Below are 23047 nucleotides of genomic sequence, written 5' to 3' on the forward strand. Positions count from 1 at the left end.
AAGAGAGCCGATCGCACGTGCGATCGACTCTCTTTGTTTATACGGTCGTCTGTTCCGCGAACTGTGCCGCGTGTGAACCGGCACAGTGTCCGGTCGTGAAGGCGGCCGTGATGTTATAACCACCCGTATAGCCGTGAATATCGAGCACTTCGCCGGCGAAGAACAAGCCGTCTGCTTTCTTCGACATCATCGTTTGTGGGGCGATTTCTTTGACGGAAACGCCGCCGCCCGTGACGAACGCTTTATCGAAATCGAGCGTTCCGGTGGCGTGCAACTCGAACGTCTTCAATCGGGTCGCGAAATCGATAACCGATTGTTTCTTCAGCTGGCTCGCGTCCTCTTCGCCGAACGCGAGGTCGGCCAACAACAAGTCGAGCATCCGTTCCGGGATGAATCCTTTCCAGACGTTCTTGACGGCCCGCTTCGGTTGGTCTTGCACTTGGTTCCAAAGCTCTTGATACAGCTCGTCACGTGCCATGTCCGGGAACAAGTCGAGCGAGAGGGCGACGACGCGCTCTTTGCTACGTTTGCGTTCTTTAATCGTATATTGACTGCACCGGAGGGCAATCGGACCCGAGATGCCGAAATGCGTGAAAATCATGTCGCCGCGGTGTGTCTTAATCGGCTTGCCTTTCTTGCCGTGAACGGTGAGGGCGACGTCACGGAGCGACAGCCCTTGCAGCTGTTTCGTGCCGATGAACGCATCGTTCAACAAAATCGGTACTTCAGTCGGGAACAGCTCGGTGATCGTATGGCCGGCTTTCTCGGCCCATGGATAGCCGTCCCCGGTCGAGCCGGTGTGAGGGACGGATTGTCCACCGACGGCGATGACGCAAGCGCCGGCCTCGATCCGCTCTCCGTCCTCGAGTTCGACCGCTTCGAACTCATTTGCTTCATTAAAATGGAGCGTCTTCACTTTCGCATTTTTGCGAATCTCGACACCGAGTTGGTCGATGGCCCCGAGGAGCGTGTTGACGACGTCTTGCGCTTTATCCGTCACCGGGAACATCCGGCCGTTATCTTCCTCTTTTAACGGGATGCCGAACCCGGTGAACAAGTCGATAATCGACTGGTTGTCGAACTGGGCGAGGGCGCTATATAAGAAGCGTCCGTTCCCCGGGATGAATTGAATCAACTCGTCGACGGGCTTGCGGTTCGTCACGTTACAGCGTCCTCCGCCAGAAATGGCGAGCTTGCGTCCGAGCTTCGAACCTTTATCAATTAGGAGCGTGTTCGCTCCTGCTTTGGCGGCGGCATAGGTCGCCATCAGACCGCTTGGGCCTCCTCCGATGACGATTACATCTTTCATCATGGTATCCCTCGTTTCTCTTTCAAATCAAATTCGTAACTTTATTATCTGCAACAGTAAGAGTATAATGAGAAACGGTCGTTTTGTAAAATTAGGTACATTAGTTGTGAAACAATAGATGGAGGTATCTCATGTCATCAAGCGTCAAACAAGATTCAGGACGAGAGTCCTTCGTCAAAGGCACGCTGCTGCTGTCAGCCGGAAATTTGATTTCACGTGCACTCGGACTGCTCTATACGTTCCCGTTCCAAGCGATGGTCGGGATTGCCGGTGTCACGCTCTATCAGGCGGCGTACACCTATTATGCGCTCATGATCGCCATTTCGACGGCGGGGATTCCCGTGGCCGTATCGAAATTCATCGCCAAGTATAATGCGCTCGGCGAATATGGCACGAGTCAGCGCTTGTTCCGTCAAGGGATGAAGCTGATGCTCGTGACCGGAGTCGTCGCTTTTTTATTACTGTTCTTCTCAGCACCGTGGTTATCGGAACTCATGGTCCGCAACTCGGAGAACAATCAGCAATATATCGACTCGTTGACGCTCGTCACGCGTAGCGTCAGTTTCGCCCTCCTGCTCATCCCAGCGATGAGTATGGTGCGCGGCTATTTCCAAGGACATCAGGACATGGCCCCGACGGCCATCTCCCAAGTCATCGAACAGATCGTCCGCATCATGTTCCTCCTCAGTGGGACGATGCTCGTCTTGTTCGTCTTCTCGGACTCGGCACTCATTCGTCCGCTCGCTGACTCGCTCGGTGGCACCGCTGCTGTGGCGACGACCGAGTTGAACGGTTTGAAAGTGCTCGCCGTCACGATTGCGACGTTCAGCGCCTTTATCGGTGCGATTGGGAGTATCGTCGTGCTCGCCATGTACTGGCGCAAACGGAAAGACATCCATCGTCAAACCGATAATCCGGCCGGCACACCGGTCCGTTCGATGAAATCACTATTGCTCGAGTTGCTCAGCTATTCGATTCCAATCGTCATGGTCGGTCTGTCGACGCCGCTCTATCAGTTCGTCGACCAGTTGACGATGGTCAATACGTTGCTCAACTCTGGGAAGTCGGTCGCCGAAGCGACGTCCGCGTTCGGATTCTTGACGGGGAACGCCCATAAAATCGTGTTGATTCCGGTATCGATTGCGGCGAGTGTGTCGATGGCGACCATCCCGCTCGTGACAAAATCGTTCACGCACGGCGATATGAACAAAGTTCGCAATCAAGTGAACCATATTTTCCAAGTATCGTTCTTTGTCACCATCCCGGCCGTCATCGGATTGGTCGCGCTCGCGGAGCCGTTGTTCGGGACGTTGTTCCCAGGTGACCGCGAAGGGTGGGTCTACCTGCTCCACTACGCACCGAGTGCGTTCTTCCTCGCTTATTACTCGGTGGCGGCGGCCATCCTGCAAGGGATCAACCGTCAATATTTCACGATTTTCGCGACGGCGATGGGTCTCATCACGAAAGCTGTGCTCAACGTACCGTTCGTGTATGCAATCGGCGGGATCGGCGCTGGTTATGCGACGATCGCCGGTTATATCGTCGCGATTATCCTCATGGTTTGGAAAATCCAACGGGCGCTCCAGTTTCCGTATAAGCAACTGTTGCGTCGGACGATGCTCATGTTTGCCATGGGTGGCGCGATGTTTATCGCCGTGTATGGCTCGCTGTTCGTCACGCTCCGGAATGAACCGAGTTGGGGCAATGATATCGTTGCCACGATCGTCGGTTTCGGAATCGGTCTCGTCGTATACGGCTATCTCGGTTGGAGAAGCCACTTGGCCGGAAAACTATTAGGGAAACGATTCCAGTATCGGAGGAAAGCTTAATGCGAATTGATAAATTATTGGCGAACATGGGATACGGTTCGCGCAAAGACGTCAAGATTTTACTGAAACAAGGGGTCGTCCGTGTCGATGACCAACCTGTCAAAGACGCGAAACGTCAAGTCAACCTTGAAACGGAACGGGTGACCGTGCAAGGCGAGGTCGTCGAGTACAAACCGTTCGTCTACTTGATGATGAACAAGCCGGCAGGTGTCATCAGTGCGACCGAGGACAAGGTCGAATCGACGGTCGTCGATTTGATCGACCCGTCCTACGCCCATTACGAGTTGTTCCCGGTCGGACGTCTCGACAAGGACACGACCGGTCTGTTGCTTCTCACAAACGATGGGGCGTTCAATCATGCGCTCATGTCACCGCGTAAGCATGTCGACAAAGTGTATGTCGCCGAAGTTGACGGGGAGATGACGACAGACGATGTCCGTCACTTCGCCGAGGGTGTCGAGCTTGAGGACGGCTATACGACGAAACCGGCCCGACTTGAGCTCATCAGCAAATCCGGACGTCGTTCGACGGTCCGTCTGACGCTCTCGGAAGGGAAGTATCATCAAGTAAAACGGATGATTGCCGCGGTCGGGAAACACGTCGAGCAGCTCGAACGGGTCCAAATCGGCGCACTCGAGCTCGACCCGACGCTCGAACCCGGGGCGTATCGGGAGTTGAGCGAAGAGGAAGTCGACTTGTTCTTCACATGAAATGAAGGCACGTGTCAGCCGACACGTGCCTTTTTGGGCGCAAAAAAAGGGACCCGTTGCCGGAATCCCTCGTAACTTGTTATTTAATTTGCCGTCTTGAGCGAACGTTTTGATGATGTCCACGTTCCGCGACTCGGACTTTCAACCAGATTGTTGTATTCAAGCACGTTCAAATCACGCTGTACGGTGCGTGATGTGATCCCGAACTCCTCTACTAGTTCAGAAGTGGTGACGCATTCCCTTTCGTTAATGAACAAATAAATGGACTTGATGCGGGTTAGCATACGATCTGTTGAACCTTTCATTGGATAACCTCCCAATGCGTAGAATGATGAAAGACAAAACCTACGGACGACAAATGAAATATGAAATTGTTATTTTCTAAAATTACACCTTTAGTATACCGCTCCTGCATAGAATTGCAAGAGAAAAGAACGAACAATCGAAATGTAAAGAAACGATTATGAACGTAAATATCGAATGAAGGATATGTAAAGACGTAGACAAAAGGCTAAAAGACGAACGAAAAAATATTTTCGAAATGAATGTTCGTCTTTCTAACATTTGGATATACTAATAAGGGAGAGAACATTCGCAAAGGGGAGATCCATATGAATTGGAGACAAGAAGTCGACGCACGAAAAGACGCATTTTTAGAAGATTTAACAGGGTTATTGCAAATCCCAAGCGTGCTTGATGAGACGAAGACCGGCCCGAACGAACCGTTTGGACCTGAAGTCCGCCGAGCTCTCGATTACATGTTTGCACTCGGAGAGCGAGACGGGTTCGCTACGAAAGACGTCGCCGGATACGCGGGGCATTTAGAATACGGGTCAGGGGAAGAAATCGTTGGCATCCTCTGTCACTTAGACGTGGTGCCGGCTGGGGAGGGATGGACGTATGGGGCGTTCAATCCTACCATCGCCGACGGGAAAATATTCGCCCGTGGCAGCAATGACGATAAAGGACCGACGATGGCTGCTTATTACGGACTGCGCATCGTGAAGGAACTTGGATTGCCGCTATCGAAACGCGTCCGCCTGATTGCAGGTTGCGACGAGGAGAGCGAATGGCGTTGTGTCCGCGAATACTTCAAACAAGAGGCGATGCCGACATATGGCTTCGCACCGGACGCTGACTTTCCAATTATCAATGCTGAAAAGGGGCTATACGATGGCGTCTTGAAGCAGCTCCCAATTCAACGGGTGCCAGGCTCGAAACATCACTTGGTCTCGTTCGTGAGCGGAGAACGGCCGAACATGGTCCCGGACTTTGCGACAGCGGTACTCGAGACAGAAGACGTTCTCGAAGAAAAGTTTGAAGCGTATCTCGAAAAATATGAAGCGGACGGCACGTGCACATGGGACCAAGGGACGTATACGTTCACGATGAAAGGTGTGGCCGCCCACGCCATGGAACCAGATAACGGAGTCAACGCGGCCTACGTCCTCGCCGGCTTCTTGTTGACGCTCCCGCTCGACATTCAAGGAGAGCGCTACATCGAGTTCATTCGTCACGTGTTCGCCGATTCACGCGGGATTTCACTCGGTATCGAAGCGAGTGATGAGACGGGCGATTTGACGATTAACGGTGGTGTGTTCCGCTATCAAGGGGACGAACGGACGGCGACGGTGAATATCCGTTATCCATACACCGCGAAATTCGAGGAACGGTTGCAAAACTTGAAAGAAATCGCCTTGTCGTTCGGGTTCGAACTGTCGACGCGTCATCATATGCCGCCGCACCATGTGGCCGAAGACCATCCGCTCGTGAAAACGTTGGCAGGCGTCTATGAGCGTCAGACCGGCGAGTCAGCGCACTTGATGGCCATTGGCGGAGGGACGTATGCGCGCTCGCTCGAGGCTGGTGTCGCTTTTGGGGCGCTGTTCCCTGGAGCGAAAGACGTCGCCCACCAAGTCGATGAATACATGGAAATTGAAGATTTACTTCGCGCCGCCGCCATCTATGCGGAAGCGATTTATGAGCTCGCTAAATAATGACCCGTGAGAGCTGACTGATTCGGTCGGCTCTCTGTCTGTTAGGAAGGAAGTTTACTGTGAACCAACAAAAAATATCGTTTCAATCGATTTACGTCGCCATTTTCTTTGCCCAAGGAGCCCTCATTCCTTACATGACGCTTTTCTTCTCGCAGTCACGTTTTGATTTGTCTCCAGGTCAGGTCGGAACAATCGTCGCCATCATGCCGATCCTCTCAATCGGTGTCCAACCGCTATGGGGCATGCTCGCCGACCGAACGGGGCGGGTTCGGGCTTGGTTGATTATTGCGATGCTCGGGGCGGCTGCCTTATCGCTCACGTTCTTGTTCGCGACGTCTTACGTATGGATTATTATATTGATGATCGCCTGGTCCATCTTCCAATGTGCACACATCCCGCTCGTCGATATGATGACACTCGAGTATACGTCACGCGCCAAAATCGACTACGGGGCCATCCGGCTGTTCGGATCGGCCGGATTTGCGATTGCGGTGTTCGTCATGGGTCGCATCTCGGACACGACATGGGGCCTCGCGAGTACGTTTTTACTCAGCGCGGTCATGCTGGCAATCGGTACGCTGTTCGTGCGGAGCGTATCTGAACAGGAACCGAAGCAAGTGCACACGACGGCACCGTTCCAATGGTCGGCCGTCTGGAATGGGCCGTTCATCGCCTTTTTGATTGGGGGCATGCTCGTCTTCGGCCCGATTTACGCGAATAACTATTACTTCGGAATTTATGTGACGAGCATCGGAGGCTCGACGACGCTCGTCGGGACACTGTTCCTTGTCGCGGTATTATGCGAAATTCCATTCATGAAAGTGGCGTACCAAATCGTCTCACGTCTAGGTACGGTCAACGTGCTGGCGGGAGCCGCCTTGATTTCTGCGCTTCGCAACGGCTGGTTAGCACTTGAGCCCCCGATTTGGGTCGTTTGGATTCTTGCCATCGTTCAAGGACTGGTCGTCGGATTATTGATTCCGGTCGCACTTCAATTTGTCCGCAGCCTTGTCAGCCGCAACGTCGTCTCGACGGCGATTGGCGTCTATATGGCCATCACGTCAGGACTAGCGACGGCCGGATTCAACCTCCTCAGTGGATTTATCATTGAATATAACAGCATCATCGGTGTATTTTGGATGTACACGGTGGTCAGCATCATTGGCGCGGTCCTTTTCTTTGGACCGAGACGTTTTCGAGTGAAAGGATGATGGTCATGTCGACACATTACTTTTTGGCGCTACCGATCGAGGACGACACGTTCGAACACGTACAGCAGGACATCTTGCCGTTTTATTCGTATCGTCGGACGTATCGTCCGGAGGAATTTCATTTGACACTTCAGTTTCTCGGTTCATTGGACGATGATGAAGTCGAGGCAGTGAAAGAACTCACACGTGAAGTGACAACGTCGACGGCCCCGTTCGCGCTGACGTTCCAGCAAATCGACCACTTCGGGAGACCGGATCGTCCGCGTGTCTTGACGATCGTCCCGGAACCGTCCGTGGAGTTGACGACACTCACCGGGACGCTTCGACGCAAGTTAGCCGAAGAGATTCCGGCACTCGACCGTAAACCGTTCGTCCCACATGTCACACTCGCAAAAAAGTGGGACACGGGCACACGCATCCCGTACATCGCCCCGACGTTCACCATCGAGGAATCGGTTGAAGCGGTCGTCCTTTATCAAATCAACCCGAGTCACACCCCTGCCTATGAGGCAGTCGAAGCATTTCCGTTAAAGCGGTCAGAGGAGGACACATGGCGATCCCGATTAAAATTTTTGACGTAACATCTAAATATGAACGAAACATGCTCGACCAATTCAATCGCTTTCAAGAGTATGTCGAATCCGACGTCGCGCGCATGCGTCGTCTCCACGATTCCAATCGGTTGAATCCGCCCGAAATCATGGAGTTTGTGAACCCGTGGTGGAAATTTTGGCGCCGTACGGAACGCATCGAGCTCGAACCGACGCCGCTCTCGGAGTCACAGTTCCAGACACTGCTCACAAACCGCCGTCATATCCAAAAATTGCAGTACGCCTGTGAAGGGGCGACCGAGGCGGACGTCCCGTTATTGCCATTCTTGCGAGAATACGGATATCGCAAGATGGTATCCGAATGGAACGATCAACATTTCTTCATGTATCGTCCGGTCGTCGAATGGAACGGGGCGACGGTCGAACTGAGCCACCTCATCATCGGACCATCGCATATTTACCTGGTCGAATGGCTCGACGGCGACCGCAGCATCTATCACATATCGAAGCAGAAGACGTGGATTCATCAACCGCTCAAAGGGGAAAATAAACGTGTAGTCAACCCGCTCATCGCGTTGACGCGCACCGAAGAAATCGTTCGACAGTTTCTTCCGTCCTATGACGGGGTCATCCAAAAAGTGACGGTGGCCCCACAAGGCTATTTCGATCATGTGCCTGAAATTCGGTCGACTCAGTTCATCTCACGCGCGGATTATGAACCGTGGATGAAACAAGTGAACACGAGGGCGCCGATCGTCAAAGCCCAACAAATTCGAGATGTGGCGAAACTACTAGATGCGACAGCCCAGATGCCGTTTCGACAATTTTTGGACCAGTAGGTAGGAGAGGATGGAACGTGTATGCATCACACACCAAATCAGCAAACGACGTCTCATGTGACGATTGAACGGGCTTCCTTGCTCTCATTCGAGACGATTCGACTCGAGGTCATTGCCAAATATGAATCCGTACCGGTACAAATCGAACAAAACGGTCGACCGGTCGATTATGTGGTGCTCAATGAATGGACGACAGAGGCGGGTACGATTGAACGAGATATCCAATTGACGCGCCCGGTTACGCTCGAAGCGGTCTATACCGTGTTTCACCCTGGACATAAGACGATTGTCGTCGTGCCCCGCGAAATTGTGCATACGGACGAGTTTGAACGTCGCTATGCCTATGACGGACCGCTCGGCCTTTCATTTTCCGGGCAATCGATTGAAGCATATGTCTGGTCGCCCGTCGCGTTTTCGATTTGGTTCGTCATCCATGATCCCGAAACGCATCGTGAGATTGAACGGTTTCGCATGTCTCGGAGCGGTCGAGGCGTCTGGCATGCCGATGTTCCTAGACTGTACGAAGGCTATTTTTATCGACTGTACGTCAAGACACCTGTCGAAACGAACGAGGTCGTCGATCCTTACGCCAAAGCCGTCAGCCTAAATGGCGAATTTGGCGTATTGATCGATGTTGAGACAGCCGTCGCTGAGCACGTGGAGCCGGCAGAACGCCCGCCTCTCCGCAAAGCGACAGATGCCGTCATCTATGAACTGCATATTCGTGATTTCACGAGCCACCCAGCCTCGACGAGTCGATGGCAAGGGCTATATGCCAGTATCATCGAGACCGGGCTGAAAACGCGCGCAGGGAACAGTGCCGGCTTCGATTATTTGAAAGAGTTCGGGATCACCCACCTGCAGTTATTGCCGGTCCATGATTTTGGCAGCGTCGACGAGGCGACCCGGATGCCATACAACTGGGGCTACGACCCGATTCACTGGTTCGGTTTGGAGGGTAGCTATGCCTCGCAACCGGACGAGCCGCTATCGCGTATCCTCGAGTATGCCGAGATGGTCGATACCTTGCACCGCCATGACATGCGCGTCGTCGTAGACGTCGTCATGAACCATATCTTCATTCGAGAACAATCATCGCTCGAAGCACTCGTGCCGTACTACTATTTCCGTTACGAACATGACGGGACGGTCGCGAACGGGACTGGGGTCGGAAACGACACGGCGTCGGAGCGATATATGATGCGGCGGATGATCGTCGATTGTGTGACGTATTTTGCCGAGACGTATCACGTTGACGGCTTCCGATTCGACTTAATGGGCATTCATGACGTCGAGACGATGAATCAAATTCGGGCCTCACTCGATAAAATCGACCGCTCGATTTTGATTTACGGGGAAGGGTGGGACTTAGCAACGCCTCTCAGCCCGTCATTGAAAGCCTCGTCACATAACGCGGCCTTCATGCCCCGAATCGGTCATTTCAATGACATGATGCGAGACGCTTTGAAAGGGTCGACGTTCAACGACCGGGAGCGTGGATTCGTCTCCGGGAACGAATGGCGGGAGTGGGAGCTGCGCGAATGTATCACTGGGGCAGTTCAAATCCCGAATGTCACCGTCGGGCGCTTCCCGAGCCCGCAATACACGATTAACTACGTAGAAGCGCATGACAATTATACGACGTACGATAAATTGCTGTTATCGTGTGAGGATATGGACGAGACGATGCGGTTGCGGATGCAACGGTTCGCCACGGCCATCGTCATCACATCGCAAGGCGTCCCATTCCTCCACGCCGGTCAAGAGTTCGGCCGGACGAAACAAGGGGTCGAGAACAGCTATAATGCGCCGGACCGCATCAATCATTTCGATTGGGACTTGCGTGACGAACGCCAAAGCGAGGTCGAGTTCGTGAAGACGCTCCTTAAACTGCGGCGCCGTCACACATGTTTCCGCTACGACACCCGGCAGAAAGTCATCGAGCAGTTCAAGTTCCTTCCGTCGCCCCCGGGCGTGATTGCCTACGAGCTGACGGCGAGCCATTCTTATGACGCCTGGCAACGCGTTCGCGTCTATTTGAACGGGACATTCCACGATGTGACGTTCCAAGCGGAAGGGGACTGGAACGTGTATGTTCAAGGGGAAACGGCTAGCCTCGTCCCGATTGAACGAAATCCGAGTCAGATTCAAGTCGAGTCGTTGTCAATGACGATTATCGCGTGTTAATATGGTGATTGTATCTTTGTAATTCTTAATGAGATTTGAGCGTGATGAATATGTATTCAGATATAATCGGTGCGCTCGGTGAAGAGTGGACGGTGGCTTCCGCAGGCGGGATTACAGGCGAAGCGTACGTAGCGACGACGCGCCAACAAAAAATCTTTGTCAAACGAAACTCGTCCCCGTTTTTAGCCATTCTTTCCGCCGAAGGCATCGTCCCCAAATTGCTGTGGACGAAACGGATGTTTAACGGTGACGTCCTCAGTGCCCAACAGTTCATCGAAGGTCGTGAGCTCTCGCCAGCCGATATGAAACGGGCTGATGTGGCGGCACAGCTTGGGAAGATTCATCATTCGAAAGAACTATTATTCATGTTGCAGCAGTTGAATCATACACCGGTCACGTCCTCACTGTTGCTCCGGCAATGTGCCGCTTACGAGCAAGACGAGGCAGACGTGACGATTGATGAGGCAATTCGTTGGTTGTCGGTCCATCAGCCGATTGATGACGAACGTGAACTCGTCGTCTGCCATTCAGACTTGAACCATAACAATTGGATTGAGGATGAGACCGGTCTGTTATATTTGACCGACTGGGATGACGCTATCATCGCCGACCGTGCTTTTGATTTGGCCATGGTCGTCTACAGCTACGTCGACGAGGTGGACTGGGAGACGTGGTTCAGTCATTACGGCATCCGTTTCACCTCCGAGTTACACTATCGAATGCACTGGTATGCGATTGCCCAGACGGTTCTGACCTTATATGGGGAACAGAACGGCATCGCCCGCGCAGAAGGATTGACCGTGCTCCGGGAATTGCTCGATGAAGCAGAGGAACGGACACAATGAAAAAAGGGATGGATCACGAGTGTGAGCCATCCCTTTCCATATGCATCAGACATCATCAGGTTTCATAAAATACGCCCATACGAACGTCGCGATGACGGCGCCGAAGAACGTCAACGGAGCCGCGTAAAAAATAAGAAATTGATCTAACGTGCTCATCGATATAACCTCCTTGTGAAGGATGATTCATGTTCATTAAACAATGATTTCGTGTATAATCGCAAGGGGACTGCTCGCGCGAAGCGGTTAGTCAGCTGAAACTTGAACATTTCTTGAACGAAAGGTTGGAAAAACATGCGTTTACGTCACAAGCCTTGGGCTAAAGAATACATGGAAGCTCAAGAACACGTCTTTATCACTCATCCCGAAACGTTAAAAGGGAACTGGACATCAGAATTTAAGAACGACAATCCGCTCTTCATCGAAGTCGGGTCGGGGAAAGGGCAATTCATTTTAGGGATGGCCCAGCAGTTCCCGGACGTCAACTTCATCGCTATCGAGTTGTTCGAGAGCGTCGCCGTGTCGATCGTGCAAAAGCTCGTCGAAACGCCGATGCCGAACGTCCGCGTCTTGACTGTGGATGCCAAGCAACTCGTCGACTATTTCGAAGCCGGCGAAGTCGACCGCGTCTATTTGAACTTCTCAGATCCATGGCCGAAGACCCGACATGCGAAACGTCGTTTGACGTATAAGACATTCCTCGCCACGTACGAGGCTGTGTTGCCACGCGGAGGCGAGATTCACTTCAAGACGGATAACCGCGGACTGTTCGAATATTCACTCGAAAGCATGAGTCAATACGGCATGTACTTCACAGATATTTCACTTGATCTTCACGCGAACGAACCGGCAGATAACGTCCGTACCGAGTACGAAGAGCGCTTCAGCGCCATGGGACAACCGATTTATCGGATGGAGGCCGCGTTCCGCCCGAAAATTTGACACGCTTTTTTCTTATTTTAATAGCATTTTCTTCACACTTTTTTCTTTCTTCTTGGTACAATAGGAATGACGCTAAACTGGAATTAGAGAAGGGGGAACATGGGGATGTTGAAAAAAGCATGGGCAAGCCTGCTTGCACTAATCTTCATTCTAACAATCGCACCACTTAATACCTCGGCAAATGAGGCGTTTTTGGACGCCCTTGAAGAGGATTTGAAGGCCACGCACTATGATTACAAAGAAGGAACGGCTGAAATCGTAAAAGAAGAGACGCTCCGTCACTCGAATGGCAACGAAGTCATCGCGGCGGTCGTTGAAATTGATACGATCCGTGACGGCATCTTCATCACACGTAAGACGGAGTTCCATTACTATGATGCGACGGACAACAAAATCCTCGCAACAGCTGACCTTGCAGAAGTCGAAGGCGCGACTGAATTTGCAGACGCAAACATCGACATGCTCGGACAACAAATCGTCTATTGGTTGCCTGTGTTGATCTTGTTACTTTTGATCGCAATCCCGGCTGTCATCTTGTTCGTTGTCGTACCACGTTTCTACTCGACGACTGAATACATGAACCCGATTTACGAGAAAAACGATAACCCACGTTAAAAAAAGAGCCGCGAGGCTCTTTTTTTATGCCATCTTTAACTGTTCGACGATTTGAGCAACGTCCATGCCGTTACCGGCTGAAACGGAAGCGACGAAGGCGCTCTCGACGATTGGACCGTCATAAAACTGGACGGTCTTCTCGCCTTCATACATATCGACGGCCAGTTCGGCGTTCATCGTGGCCGAACCGATATCCGATAAGATGAGTGCCTCTTTGTCGACGGCTTCGATGGCCTCAAGGATTCGGGTCACATCAGTCCCGATGCTGCCGTCTTCAAGCCCGCTCGCTAAATGAATCGGAACGGATGGGGCCATCTCTTTCATCAAGTCTTGAATCCCTTCAGCGATTTTGGCGCTATGGGATACGATGATGAGCTCTACGATATCACTCAACCTCCTTCATAATCGCTTTTAAGACGATTGAACTCGAGAGTGCCCCCGGGTCGACGGTGCCGCGAGAGTTCTCACCGAAATAAGACGCCCGTCCTTTCGTGGCGACCATATCCTCGGTCGCACCGACGAGTTGATCAAGTTTCGCGTCAAAGTCGTCGGACTCGTTCAAGTCACTCAAGAACGGGTCCCACACATCGACCATCGTCTTTTGGCCAACTTCCGATTTCCCGCGCGCCTTGATTGCTGTCGCTGCTTCGACGAGCGCTTCTTTGACGAGATTGAAATCGGCTTCGGTCGCGTCACCAAACTTAGGCGCTGCCTTGACGAAGGCGGAACCGTAAAGTGGACCGGCTGCACCACCGACTTTCGACATGAGCGTCATCCCGACTTTCTTACTCAAGTCGCCGAGAGTTGCGTAGTCATCATCGAGGACAGCGACAACCGCTTCAAAGCCACGTGACATATTGATGCCGTGATCTCCGTCGCCGATAGTGCGGTCGAGATCGGTCAATGTATCCTTGTTCGCCTCAATCTCTGATTGGGCGTGCCGTAATGCTTGCTTGAATCCTTCAATCGTCAACATTGCATGAACACCTCATTCGTAGATTAGAGTTTGAAACCGAGTGCCGCCGATGGTGCATCGAGATAGCCCGTCAACTCTTCATCGAGCGGCAAGAGTGTGATCGAGAAGCCGTGCATCTCGAGTGACGTCATATAGTTGCCGACGTATTTCCGTTTCAATGAATAGCCGGCATCTTCCAATTTTTTCGCGACGAAGTGATACGTCACGTACAGTTCAGATAGAGGCGTTCCGCCCATACCGTTGACCATGACGGCGACTTCGCCGGGGCTGACTTCTTTTTTCAAATGATCGAGCAAGTCATCGACAATCGCATCGACGTTCGTCGTCGGTTTCCGTTCGACGCCGCGTTCTCCGTGAATCCCGATTCCAATTTCCATTTCTTCTTCGTTCAAATCGAATCCAGGTTTACCGCTCACTGGCATATAGCAAGGTTCGACGGCCATCCCCATTGAGCGGACATTGGCCGCGACTTTATCTGCAAGCGCTTTCACTTCGTCGAGTGATTTCCCGCTCGCTGCGGCTGCACCGGCAATCTTGTGGACGAACACGGTACCGGCGACACCGCGACGGTCTTCTTTGTTCGTGATAGCGACATCGTCGGCGACGACGACGTGATCGACTTTAATCCCTTCGGCGTCCGCGAGCTCGGCGGCGAGTTCGAAGTTCATGACGTCACCTGCGTAATTTTTGACGACGAGCAATACGCCATTGCCGCCATCGGCCGCTTTGATGCCTTCGAGCACCATGTCCGGCGTCGGGGACGTGAACACTTCACCGCATACGGCGGCATCGAGCATCCCATCGCCTACATAACCGGCGTGCGCTGGTTCGTGACCGCTCCCTCCACCTGAGACGAGTCCGACTTTCCCGGACTTGGCCCCGTCGGCACGACAGATGACATTGAATCCTTCCACACGACCGTACAGTTCAGGGTGGGCGTGGACCATACCTTCGACCATTTGTGACACGAGCTCGTTTGCTTCACCGATCAGTTTCTTCACGTGGGATCACTCCTTTTTGAGTTTGAAAAGTACCATATTCAATTTTCCACTCTTTTGGGTGAATTAAACAAAAAAAGTCGGCGAAAATATTCGCCGACCTCATCTCATGCATATTCAAGTAGAGCGCCAGTCTCTGAATCGACTGTGAATTGGTACGTCTTCTCTTCGTCGTTCTCGAGAACCGAGATGCCGCCTTTGAAGACGTCGTACTCGCGTCCGTCATACGTATAAATCTCAGGTGATGCCGAGATCCATGCCCCTTGGACGTGACCTTTGGCTGAAAATGCACGCTTCGTGTACTCAAGCGCATCCTCGGCCGATAAGCTTCGTTCATCTAACACTTTTTTCGTCATAAGTGCGGCTGCGATGGCAACCCCGATTCCAACTAACCAATATCTTTTCTTCATATGACTACCTCCCCTTGAACTATGGCTATCATGTACATCGTACCAAAACCTGTACCCCATTGGAACGAAAACCATTCGCATCTGTCGAAAAGTTCTGTATATAATGATACAAGAACGGTTGAAGGGATGGATGGAAATGGAACAAAAAACGAGAGACTTATTCAAGACGTTGACAGAGCTTCCGGGCGCGCCCGGGTTTGAATCAGAGGTCCGCCGGTTTGTTCGTGACCGAATCACACCGCACGTCGATGAAGTCATGACGGATGGCATCGGCTCAATCTTTGGGAAACGGGTCGGGGACGAGGCGGGCCCACGCATCATGGTCGCTGGACATATGGACGAAGTCGCGTTCATGGTCACCCGGATCACAGAAAACGGGATGCTGTACATACAACCGCTCGGCGGATGGTGGAGCCAAGTGCTCATGGCACAACGATTTGACATCGTTACGGCCGATGGATTGATTCCAGGGGTCGTCGCATCGACGCCGCCGCACTTGCTTGGACCGGAGGCGATGAACAAGCCGATGGACATGAAGCAAATGTTTATCGATATCGGGGCCGATACGAAAGAAGAGGCCGAATCGTGGGGCGTACGTCCGGGTCTACCGGCTGTGCCGACGAGCGAGTTCACGCCGCTCAAACATCCGAAAAAAATTATGGCCAAGGCATGGGACAACCGCTACGGCGTCGGGCTCGCCGTCGAGTTGCTCGAAGAGACGACAAAAGCCGATCACCCGAACATCTTGTTCGCCGGGGCGACCGTACAAGAAGAAGTCGGTCTCCGTGGTGCCCAAACAGCAGCCGAAATGATTCGTCCGGATGTCGCGCTCGTCCTCGACGCATCACCAGCCAACGATGCATCAGGCAATAAGACAGAGTTCGGACAGCTCGGGGAAGGGGCACTCATTCGTATCCTCGATCGAGTCATGGTCATGTCTCCTGAGATGCGTGACTTCCTGCTCGATACGGCATCTGATGAAAACATTAAGACCCAGTATTTCGTCTCGCCAGGTGGCACGGATGCGGGTCGCATCCACATGAGCGGGGAAGGGGTGCCGACGGCCGTCATCGGTGTCGCGGCGCGTTATATCCACACGCATGCCTCGATTTTGCATACGGACGACTACGACGCGGCGAAAGCGCTCCTGAAGGCACTCGTCAAACGACTCGATCGCTCGACGATGGAGACGCTCCGGGCTTCACGCTAATTGAACGAAGAACGTCACTCGTGGAGTGGCGTTTTTTTCATATTGAAATTTCACGAGAAACGTTTATACTGATAAAAGTGTGAAGACAGGAACTTTACGACTGACAAGACAGAAATGAGGAATTTCCATGCTTAAGAAAAAAGGGATTACGCTCAGTCCGTCGCTCTATTTCGTGACGGCTCTCAGTTATATGGCACTCGGATTATTCAGTACGCTCATTATCGGCTTGATTATGAAGACGGCCGGAGGACAGTTGCTCGAGACGAACCTGTCTGGATTTGGTTCGACGCTCATCGAAATTGGTGACGTGGCCATCGGCTTGACCGGGCCTGCCATCGGAATCGCCATCGCCTATGCGCTCCAGGCACCACCACTCATCTTGTTCTCGGCACTCGTCGTCGGGGCGTTCGGCTATGAGTTCGGACCAGCCGGCAGTTATGTGGCGACGTTGCTCGCCGTCGAAGTCGCCAAGCTCGTCTCGAAGTCGACGAAACTCGATATTTTGGTCACGCCGTTCACGACGATCGGCATCGGTTATTTGAGTGCGACCTATATCGGTAAATACGTCGGGTTGTTCATGACACAGCTCGGCACATGGATCGAATGGGGAACGGAACAACAACCACTGTTCATGGGAGTCGTCGTCGCGACGTTGATGGGGCTCGCCCTCACGGCTCCGATCTCGAGCGCGGCCATCGCCCTCATGCTCGGTTTGAGCGGGATTGCCGCCGGCGCGGCGACGGTCGGGTGTGCTGCCCAAATGGTCGGGTTTGCCATCACGAGCTATCGGGACAATGGCATCGGAGGCGCCATCGCCCAAGGCATCGGTACATCTATGCTCCAAGTCGGCAATATTGTCAAAAACCCATGGATTCTGTTGCCGCCGACCGTGGCCGGCGCCGTGCTCGCGCCGATTGCGATTCTGTTGTTTGAACTCGATAGCGTCGCGGCAGGCGCTGGCATGGGAACAAGTGGACTCGTCGGACCGATCGTCATGCTCGAAACGATGGGCTTCAGTTGGTATACGTTCATCGTCGTCTTCGGCTTTTTAATCGTCGGGCCAGCGGTGCTCAGCTACGCCGTCTATCAAGTGTTGGTCCGGATGAACCGGATTCGACCGAACGACATGAAAATCGAATATTGAACATACGAAAGAGAGCGTCCCGGCAAATAAGCGGGACGCTCTCTTTCGTTCACCACCCGAAAAAATTCCGGACGATTTCGACCGTTTCCCGCGGGACGCGGAAGCTCGCGAGGAATAGTACGAGCAGGACGGCATAAACGGGGAGTAAAAAACGTTTTCGAATGATGGGCAGCCTGCGCACAAGACGCTTGACGACGCGTTCAAGTATGTAAATCACGGCGAATCCGACGACGAGCCAAATGAAAATCTCGCCTCGTGATTTGTCCGTATCGATAAACAAATAACCGTAGCGCAGAATCGCCAACATGCCGATGACGCCGACGAGTTGTTCAAGTGGATGCTTCATTTCTGGATTCAACTGTTCGCGTGTCCATTTTGTCATGACTTCACCTTTTTCACGTAGTCTTCACTCCCGACTATCATAAAACACGAGAGCGGAATGTGACAACGGACTTATGCTATCATGAATGAGGAAAAAAGAACAGGAGTGGTGAAGATGAAACAACTGACAACGATGAACGAATATACAGCAGCGAAACAAGGGAAGAGCGTCCTCATGTTTTCAGCAACGTGGTGCGGCGATTGCCGTTTCCTCGACCCATTCATGCCGGACATTGAAGCGAAGTTCTCAGACTGGTCATTTTATTACGTCGATCGTGATGAATGGATGGAGCTTGCTCAAGAACTCGACATTTTCGGGATTCCAAGCTTCGTCGCTTTCAACGGCGGACAAGAAGTCGACCGCTATGTCGGACGCGAACGGAAGACGCCTGAGCAAGTCGAAGCCTTCCTTCATGGGTTAGGGTGAGCTAGATGGAACGGAATGAATTACGTCGCCATCTCGAACGCCGGTTTACGGAAGGGTACCGGACCTCGTATGACCGTGAGAACGAGGTGTTGCGCATCGAGCGGTCCACGGACCGGTTCGGCGTCAACATCCGTCTCGCCCCGCTCGTAGCGAAAGCGAAAGTCCGGGGAGAAGTCGCCATTGAAGAGGTCGTCGACTACATCGAGACAGCGCTCTCGGCCGACGATGCGGTCACACTCGCTGGCAATGAAGCGAACATTTATCCCGTCATCCGTTCGGCCTCGTTCTCGACGGAGACGAAGCGTGGGGAAGCACTCGCGATGACGCCACATACAGCTGAGACGGCTGTCTTTTATGCACTCGATTTGGGCAACGGCTATCGCTTGATCGAAGAGCGGCATTTGGACGGGATGCCTTTGACGCGTCTTGACGAATTGGCACGAGACAACGTCAAGAAGTTGCCGACCGATTTAAAAGAAGATACCGTGGCCGGGAATACGTTCTATTTTCTGGCTGCTCGGGACGGGTATGAAGCGTCACGGATTTTAAATGATGAGTTCTTGCGGGTCATGGAGCGCCGTATCGAAGGCGATATGCTCGTCGGGGTACCGCACCAGGACGTGATGATCATCGCGGACATCCGCAACGATCAGGGTTATGATGCGATGCAGCAGCTCATGTTCGACTTTTTCACGAACGGTCGGATTCCGGTGACGGCTCTTTCTTTCCATTATGAGGCTGGCGTACTCGAGCCAATTTTCATTGTCGGAAAAAAGAACCCACCAACCGACGCATAATCTGCTAAACTATTTGTGTCTAGTTTGAAAGAAGGGGCGTTTTTACGTATGCAAATCAATGCTTTTTATAACCGTGAAGGAATCGGCGATGTCCTCATGGTCCTGTTAAGAGAAGGCGATCGCCATCATCAAGTTGTTGAACGGAAAGACGATGTCGCCATCGTTAAGTCGACGACAGGGAAAGTCAATGGCTACAACGTGTTCAACGCGAGCAACTATTTTGATGTCAGCGATTGGCATGGACCGGTCGAATTGACGGCCGAATTGATTGAGACGCTCGGTGTCATCTTGCGCAAACAAAATATCGAAGCCGAGTTGTCGGGCGTGGACTTTACCCCGAAATTCGTCGTCGGCTATGTCAAAGAAGCTGAGAAACACCCGGATGCCGATAAATTGTCGATTTGTCAGGTCGAGACTGACCAAGGTATGGTCCAAATCGTCTGTGGCGCACCGAACGTTGCGGCCGGCCAAAAAGTCGTCGTCGCGAAACCGGGTGCAGTCATGCCATCAGGTTTGATCATTCGCCCGTCTAAATTACGTGGTGAGAGCTCACACGGGATGATTTGTTCGGCGCGTGAATTGAACTTGCCTGATGCACCGCAAGAAAAAGGAATTCTCGTATTAGATGACGAATATGAAGTAGGTAAAGCATTTGAAATCGGTCGCTAAACTCGACCGATTTTTTGCTAAATAGGATTGAGTGAAAAAGCGAGGAATCAAGTATGGATGCATATGAACGTTCATTAAAACAGCAAGCAGACCGAATTCGACGCGAACTATCCCAAGAAGGGAAGAAAGGTGCGCCTGCACCGAAGCCCGAGCCGAAGGATGAATTTGTGCCGTCGGATGTACCGTCTCCGATTTATGGATACGCCCGACCGAAACCGAAAATCATCTTGCCGACTGAACATTCTCCGGAGACGCGAGACGATTCAGCGATGCGCCAAGCGAAGCGAGTGGCCGTCCCAGTTGAGGAAATGTCAGAGGCGGTGCCACCAAGCGTAACGCCTGAGCCTGAGAACGAACCGGTAATTGATTCTGTAGATGAATCGGTGATGGAGTCAGTAGACGAATCCGTTGTTGAATCAGTAGACGAATCGGTGATCGAATCAGTAGATGAACCGGTGATGGAGTCGGTTGATGAATCGGCGCCGGACACGGACGAAGCGATGACACCACAGTCTGACTTTGATGTCACAGCGGACGAAGCGCCAGTAGCGGAGACGCTTGAGGAAATGGTGGCCGAGCAAACAGATTCACCAATCGAAGCGTCAATTATTTCCGCGGAAACATCGCAACCAATTGACGAGAGTCCGACCGTCTTGGAAGATGAGCCGGATGAATCAGATACAAAACCGCTCCTCGGGGAAGTCTCGATTGTAGAGAGCGGATTTGCCTCGGTCTTCATGGGGTCGACCGATTTGAAATCGTCAAAGATTGCCGTTCGTGAAGAAAAACAAGATGTGACCGAACCATCGTTGCCGACTGAAGCATCGGTCGAGACGGTGGCACCGATTGTTGAGGATGTTGCGAAAACATTACAGTCGGACGAACCGGTCGATGTGCCTGATGAAGAAACATTGACGCCCGCCATGGGCGTGTCATACAAAGCGGATGGCCCTCCGCTCAACGTCATGATGACGCCGCAAGACCGGATGGCGATGTACAAGAGTCGCCGATTGGCTAAAAAAAACAATAATCTGTAATAGCATGACTCCGGTAGTTTTGCTATAATGACAAAGGTTTGTCGCATTTTTGAAACAGACCGCAATGAATTAGGGGGGCTATTTACAGATGAACCGTTATCACTTCGTCGGAATTAAAGGAACGGGCATGAGTCCTTTAGCTCAAATTTTAAATGACATGAATAATGAGGTCCGAGGTTCGGACGTTGACAAAGCATTTTTTACTGAAGAAGCATTGAACCGTAAAGGAATTGAAATCCTTCCGTTTGACCCTGAAAACATTACTGAAGGGCAAATCGTCGTCCAAGGTAACGCCTTCACAGACGATCACCCTGAAGTTGTTCGGGCACGCGAACTCGGATTGACGATATACAAGTACTATGAGTTTCTAGGCGAGTTGGCTGACCACTACACTAGTGTCGCCATCACTGGATCTCACGGGAAAACATCGACGACAGGTCTGTTGGCCCACGTCATGCGTGGCATCGAGCCGACATCATTCTTGATTGGCGATGGTACGGGTGAAGGTGTCGAAGACTCGAAAAACTTCGTCTTCGAGGCTTGTGAGTATAAGCGTCACTTCTTATACTATCGTCCGGACTATGCCATCATGACGAACATCGACTTTGATCATTCTGATTACTTCTCAGGACTCGATGACGTCATCGACGCATTCCAAGAGATGGCCAAGCAAGTGAAGAAAGGCATCATCGCTTGCGGGGATGATGAAAATCTTCAACACATTCAAGCGAACGTGCCAATCGTCTATTACGGTTTTGGCGCTCATAACGACTTCCGCGCCGAGAACGTGAACTCGACGGATAACGGGACGACGTTTGACGTGTATTTGCGTGACGACTTCTATGGGACGTTCCGGATTCCAGGATACGGGAACCATAGCGTCTTGAACGCACTTGCCGTCATCGCGACATGTGACTACGAGAACTTACCGAAAGAGTTGGTCAAAGACCGCCTCGAGACGTTCAACGGCGTGAAACGTCGTTTCAGCGAATCGACGCTCGGAAGCCAAGTGTTAGTGGATGATTATGCCCACCATCCACGGGAAATCAGTGCGACAGTGGAAGCGGCGCGTAAAAAATACGTCGGCCGTGAAGTTGTAGCTATCTTCCAACCGCACACGTACACGCGTCTTAAATCATTCATGGATGATTTCGCTGCGGCATTAGCCGAAGCGGATGCCGTTTACTTGTGTGACATCTTCGGTTCGGCTCGCGAACAAGAAGGTACAGTTACGATTGAAGACCTGCAATCGCGCATCGAAGGCGCGAACGTGTTAAAGCGTGGCGGAACGCAAGTGCTCCAGGCACATGACAATGCCGTCCTCCTGTTCATGGGGGCTGGGGACATCCAGACTTATCAACGCGAATATGAGAAACACGTCCAACTTGAAGCGTGAATCGAGAGCGAACGGCTGATGCCGTTCGTTTTTTTTGTGTTTAACATCGAGCTAAGACGGTAATAATACTAGCGACTGAATTTGGAAAAGGAGATGTTAAGGATGGCAAGCCAAGGCGCATTAAACACATTGAACAAAGAGGTAGCCAACTATGGCCTCTTATTCGTCAAACTGCACAACTACCATTGGTACATTAGCGGCCCTCACTTCTTCACGTATCATGAAAAATTAGAGGAACTGTATAATCTCGTCGCCGAACTGTACGATGACGTGGCGGAACGTCTATTGATGAACGATGGCGAACCGTATGCGACGATGAAGGAGTATCTCGAACATTCGACGTTGCAAGAAGGGGACCGCCACGCGGATACCGAGCAGATGATTAAAGATGTCATCAGTGACTTCAAACAGATTCGCCAAGAGATGCAAGACGCGATGGAGAACTTCGAAGACGGGGACGAAGCCATCGAGGACACATTCGTGTCTCATATCGAACGACTCGAAAAAGAGATTTGGATGATGTCGGCTGCGCTCGGTAAAAAGACGAAGCTGTAACGAAAAAACAAGCGT

The 23047-nt window shown here is 52.1% G+C and carries 26 protein-coding genes; 18 read left to right on the forward strand and 8 right to left on the reverse strand.

Translation table 11 applies throughout. The features are described from left to right. Positions 1-37: 37 nt before the first annotated feature. On the reverse strand, positions 38-1312 hold the full coding sequence (locus KNP82_RS01995) for a BaiN/RdsA family NAD(P)/FAD-dependent oxidoreductase (RefSeq protein ID WP_021065561.1): 1275 nt from the start codon (positions 1310-1312) through the stop codon (positions 38-40). A gap of 128 nt (positions 1313-1440) precedes the next feature. On the opposite strand from KNP82_RS01995, the gene KNP82_RS02000 reads away from it, so the two are divergent. After that, positions 1441-3138 (forward strand): putative polysaccharide biosynthesis protein, encoded by a 1698-nt coding sequence (locus tag KNP82_RS02000; RefSeq protein WP_058764030.1) that lies wholly within the window; start codon positions 1441-1443, stop codon positions 3136-3138. Beyond that, positions 3138-3848 (forward strand): pseudouridine synthase, encoded by a 711-nt coding sequence (locus tag KNP82_RS02005; RefSeq protein ID WP_131471312.1) that lies wholly within the window; start codon positions 3138-3140, stop codon positions 3846-3848. The genes KNP82_RS02000 and KNP82_RS02005 overlap by 1 nt, the downstream gene beginning before the upstream one ends. A gap of 83 nt (positions 3849-3931) precedes the next feature. Here the strand turns inward: KNP82_RS02005 and KNP82_RS02010 are convergent, their stop codons facing one another. After that, complete coding sequence (locus KNP82_RS02010; protein WP_081637897.1) at positions 3932-4153, reverse strand: DeoR family transcriptional regulator; 222 nt, start codon at positions 4151-4153, stop codon at positions 3932-3934. Positions 4154-4459: 306 nt separating this feature from the next. Here KNP82_RS02010 and pepV point away from each other — a divergent pair, with 306 nt between their 5' ends. The 6 genes from pepV to KNP82_RS02040 are packed head-to-tail and all read left to right on the forward strand — an operon-like array spanning position 4460 to position 11478. Further along, entirely contained in the window at positions 4460-5845 is a 1386-nt protein-coding gene (gene pepV, locus KNP82_RS02015; protein ID WP_021065564.1) for a dipeptidase PepV, read from the forward strand. A gap of 59 nt (positions 5846-5904) precedes the next feature. Beyond that, positions 5905-7056, forward strand: coding sequence for an MFS transporter (locus KNP82_RS02020; protein WP_214826881.1), 1152 nt, complete (start codon positions 5905-5907; stop codon positions 7054-7056). Positions 7057-7061: 5 nt separating this feature from the next. After that, on the forward strand, positions 7062-7637 hold the full coding sequence (gene thpR / locus KNP82_RS02025) for an RNA 2',3'-cyclic phosphodiesterase (RefSeq protein WP_131471310.1): 576 nt from the start codon (positions 7062-7064) through the stop codon (positions 7635-7637). Beyond that, positions 7607-8446 (forward strand): NERD domain-containing protein, encoded by an 840-nt coding sequence (locus KNP82_RS02030; RefSeq protein WP_131471309.1) that lies wholly within the window; start codon positions 7607-7609, stop codon positions 8444-8446. The genes thpR and KNP82_RS02030 overlap by 31 nt, the downstream gene beginning before the upstream one ends. 21 nt (positions 8447-8467) lie before the next feature. After that, a complete protein-coding gene (gene pulA / locus KNP82_RS02035) occupies positions 8468-10633 on the forward strand; it encodes a type I pullulanase (protein ID WP_165569416.1) in 2166 nt (721 codons plus the stop codon). A 50-nt stretch (positions 10634-10683) separates the two neighbouring features. Further along, complete coding sequence (locus tag KNP82_RS02040; protein WP_029595153.1) at positions 10684-11478, forward strand: phosphotransferase family protein; 795 nt, start codon at positions 10684-10686, stop codon at positions 11476-11478. Positions 11479-11523: 45 nt separating this feature from the next. On the opposite strand, the gene cydS is transcribed toward KNP82_RS02040, so the two are convergent. Continuing rightward, positions 11524-11634 (reverse strand): cytochrome bd oxidase small subunit CydS family protein, encoded by a 111-nt coding sequence (gene cydS / locus KNP82_RS15720; RefSeq protein WP_021065570.1) that lies wholly within the window; start codon positions 11632-11634, stop codon positions 11524-11526. A gap of 135 nt (positions 11635-11769) precedes the next feature. Here cydS and trmB point away from each other — a divergent pair, with 135 nt between their 5' ends. Together trmB and KNP82_RS02050 are read left to right on the forward strand one after the other, a co-directional pair. After that, positions 11770-12417 carry a tRNA (guanosine(46)-N7)-methyltransferase TrmB gene (gene trmB / locus KNP82_RS02045; RefSeq protein WP_029595154.1) on the forward strand — a complete coding sequence of 216 codons (648 nt, stop codon included), beginning with the start codon at positions 11770-11772 and terminating at the stop codon, positions 12415-12417. Between the two features lie 105 nt (positions 12418-12522). Further along, on the forward strand, positions 12523-13032 hold the full coding sequence (locus tag KNP82_RS02050) for a hypothetical protein (protein WP_236355697.1): 510 nt from the start codon (positions 12523-12525) through the stop codon (positions 13030-13032). A 24-nt stretch (positions 13033-13056) separates the two neighbouring features. Here KNP82_RS02050 and dhaM read toward each other — a convergent pair whose 3' ends face one another. The 4 genes from dhaM to KNP82_RS02070 form a co-directional block, all read right to left on the reverse strand. Then, positions 13057-13425 (reverse strand): dihydroxyacetone kinase phosphoryl donor subunit DhaM, encoded by a 369-nt coding sequence (dhaM, locus tag KNP82_RS02055; RefSeq protein WP_021065573.1) that lies wholly within the window; start codon positions 13423-13425, stop codon positions 13057-13059. Continuing rightward, positions 13418-14008, reverse strand: a complete 591-nt coding sequence (gene dhaL, locus KNP82_RS02060; RefSeq protein WP_029595157.1) for a dihydroxyacetone kinase subunit DhaL — start codon at positions 14006-14008, stop codon at positions 13418-13420. The genes dhaM and dhaL overlap by 8 nt, the downstream gene beginning before the upstream one ends. A 23-nt stretch (positions 14009-14031) precedes the next feature. Continuing rightward, positions 14032-15009, reverse strand: coding sequence for a dihydroxyacetone kinase subunit DhaK (gene dhaK, locus KNP82_RS02065; RefSeq protein WP_214826884.1), 978 nt, complete (start codon positions 15007-15009; stop codon positions 14032-14034). 104 nt (positions 15010-15113) lie between these two features. Further along, on the reverse strand, positions 15114-15416 hold the full coding sequence (locus tag KNP82_RS02070; protein WP_021065576.1) for a PepSY domain-containing protein: 303 nt from the start codon (positions 15414-15416) through the stop codon (positions 15114-15116). 136 nt (positions 15417-15552) lie between these two features. On the opposite strand from KNP82_RS02070, the gene KNP82_RS02075 reads away from it, so the two are divergent. Both KNP82_RS02075 and KNP82_RS02080 read left to right on the forward strand, forming a co-directional pair. Further along, positions 15553-16626 (forward strand): M42 family metallopeptidase, encoded by a 1074-nt coding sequence (locus KNP82_RS02075; protein WP_029595159.1) that lies wholly within the window; start codon positions 15553-15555, stop codon positions 16624-16626. Positions 16627-16753: 127 nt separating this feature from the next. Then, entirely contained in the window at positions 16754-17770 is a 1017-nt protein-coding gene (locus tag KNP82_RS02080; RefSeq protein ID WP_131471306.1) for a PTS sugar transporter subunit IIC, read from the forward strand. A gap of 49 nt (positions 17771-17819) precedes the next feature. On the opposite strand, the gene KNP82_RS02085 is transcribed toward KNP82_RS02080, so the two are convergent. Beyond that, positions 17820-18152 (reverse strand): hypothetical protein, encoded by a 333-nt coding sequence (locus KNP82_RS02085; protein ID WP_131471305.1) that lies wholly within the window; start codon positions 18150-18152, stop codon positions 17820-17822. Positions 18153-18266: 114 nt separating this feature from the next. On the opposite strand from KNP82_RS02085, the gene KNP82_RS02090 reads away from it, so the two are divergent. From KNP82_RS02090 to KNP82_RS02115, 6 genes are all read left to right on the forward strand, one after another. Next, a complete protein-coding gene (locus tag KNP82_RS02090; protein ID WP_021065580.1) occupies positions 18267-18578 on the forward strand; it encodes a thioredoxin family protein in 312 nt (103 codons plus the stop codon). 5 nt (positions 18579-18583) lie between these two features. Beyond that, complete coding sequence (locus tag KNP82_RS02095; RefSeq protein ID WP_131471304.1) at positions 18584-19375, forward strand: DUF1444 family protein; 792 nt, start codon at positions 18584-18586, stop codon at positions 19373-19375. A gap of 48 nt (positions 19376-19423) precedes the next feature. After that, positions 19424-20044, forward strand: coding sequence for a YtpR family tRNA-binding protein (ytpR, locus tag KNP82_RS02100; protein ID WP_058764015.1), 621 nt, complete (start codon positions 19424-19426; stop codon positions 20042-20044). Positions 20045-20097: 53 nt separating this feature from the next. After that, entirely contained in the window at positions 20098-21081 is a 984-nt protein-coding gene (locus KNP82_RS02105; protein WP_131471303.1) for a hypothetical protein, read from the forward strand. 88 nt (positions 21082-21169) lie between these two features. Beyond that, a complete protein-coding gene (murC, locus tag KNP82_RS02110) occupies positions 21170-22477 on the forward strand; it encodes a UDP-N-acetylmuramate--L-alanine ligase (RefSeq protein WP_021065584.1) in 1308 nt (435 codons plus the stop codon). Between the two features lie 102 nt (positions 22478-22579). Beyond that, a complete protein-coding gene (locus KNP82_RS02115) occupies positions 22580-23032 on the forward strand; it encodes a Dps family protein (protein ID WP_021065585.1) in 453 nt (150 codons plus the stop codon). The last annotated feature ends 15 nt before the right edge of the window (positions 23033-23047 follow it).

The sequence above is a fragment of the Exiguobacterium sp. s26 genome (genome assembly GCF_018618235.1).
Lineage (GTDB): Bacteria > Bacillota > Bacilli > Exiguobacteriales > Exiguobacteriaceae > Exiguobacterium > Exiguobacterium chiriqhucha.

Coding starts and splice junctions, on each gene's coding strand:
- KNP82_RS02040 (WP_029595153.1), top strand. CDS start 10,684: ATGTATTCAGATATAATCGGTGCGCTCGGTGAAGAGTGGACGGTGGCT.
- KNP82_RS02000 (WP_058764030.1), top strand. CDS start 1,441: ATGTCATCAAGCGTCAAACAAGATTCAGGACGAGAGTCCTTCGTCAAA.
- KNP82_RS02030 (WP_131471309.1), top strand. CDS start 7,607: ATGGCGATCCCGATTAAAATTTTTGACGTAACATCTAAATATGAACGA.
- pepV (WP_021065564.1), top strand. CDS start 4,460: ATGAATTGGAGACAAGAAGTCGACGCACGAAAAGACGCATTTTTAGAA.
- KNP82_RS02105 (WP_131471303.1), top strand. CDS start 20,098: ATGGATGCATATGAACGTTCATTAAAACAGCAAGCAGACCGAATTCGA.
- KNP82_RS02095 (WP_131471304.1), top strand. CDS start 18,584: ATGGAACGGAATGAATTACGTCGCCATCTCGAACGCCGGTTTACGGAA.
- dhaL (WP_029595157.1), bottom strand. CDS start 14,008: ATGTTGACGATTGAAGGATTCAAGCAAGCATTACGGCACGCCCAATCA.
- pulA (WP_165569416.1), top strand. CDS start 8,468: ATGCATCACACACCAAATCAGCAAACGACGTCTCATGTGACGATTGAA.
- KNP82_RS02080 (WP_131471306.1), top strand. CDS start 16,754: ATGCTTAAGAAAAAAGGGATTACGCTCAGTCCGTCGCTCTATTTCGTG.
- KNP82_RS01995 (WP_021065561.1), bottom strand. CDS start 1,312: ATGATGAAAGATGTAATCGTCATCGGAGGAGGCCCAAGCGGTCTGATG.
- KNP82_RS02115 (WP_021065585.1), top strand. CDS start 22,580: ATGGCAAGCCAAGGCGCATTAAACACATTGAACAAAGAGGTAGCCAAC.
- KNP82_RS02050 (WP_236355697.1), top strand. CDS start 12,523: ATGTTGAAAAAAGCATGGGCAAGCCTGCTTGCACTAATCTTCATTCTA.
- cydS (WP_021065570.1), bottom strand. CDS start 11,634: ATGAGCACGTTAGATCAATTTCTTATTTTTTACGCGGCTCCGTTGACG.
- thpR (WP_131471310.1), top strand. CDS start 7,062: ATGTCGACACATTACTTTTTGGCGCTACCGATCGAGGACGACACGTTC.
- ytpR (WP_058764015.1), top strand. CDS start 19,424: ATGCAAATCAATGCTTTTTATAACCGTGAAGGAATCGGCGATGTCCTC.
- KNP82_RS02005 (WP_131471312.1), top strand. CDS start 3,138: ATGCGAATTGATAAATTATTGGCGAACATGGGATACGGTTCGCGCAAA.
- KNP82_RS02070 (WP_021065576.1), bottom strand. CDS start 15,416: ATGAAGAAAAGATATTGGTTAGTTGGAATCGGGGTTGCCATCGCAGCC.
- murC (WP_021065584.1), top strand. CDS start 21,170: ATGAACCGTTATCACTTCGTCGGAATTAAAGGAACGGGCATGAGTCCT.
- KNP82_RS02075 (WP_029595159.1), top strand. CDS start 15,553: ATGGAACAAAAAACGAGAGACTTATTCAAGACGTTGACAGAGCTTCCG.
- KNP82_RS02085 (WP_131471305.1), bottom strand. CDS start 18,152: ATGACAAAATGGACACGCGAACAGTTGAATCCAGAAATGAAGCATCCA.
- KNP82_RS02090 (WP_021065580.1), top strand. CDS start 18,267: ATGAAACAACTGACAACGATGAACGAATATACAGCAGCGAAACAAGGG.
- KNP82_RS02010 (WP_081637897.1), bottom strand. CDS start 4,153: ATGAAAGGTTCAACAGATCGTATGCTAACCCGCATCAAGTCCATTTAT.
- trmB (WP_029595154.1), top strand. CDS start 11,770: ATGCGTTTACGTCACAAGCCTTGGGCTAAAGAATACATGGAAGCTCAA.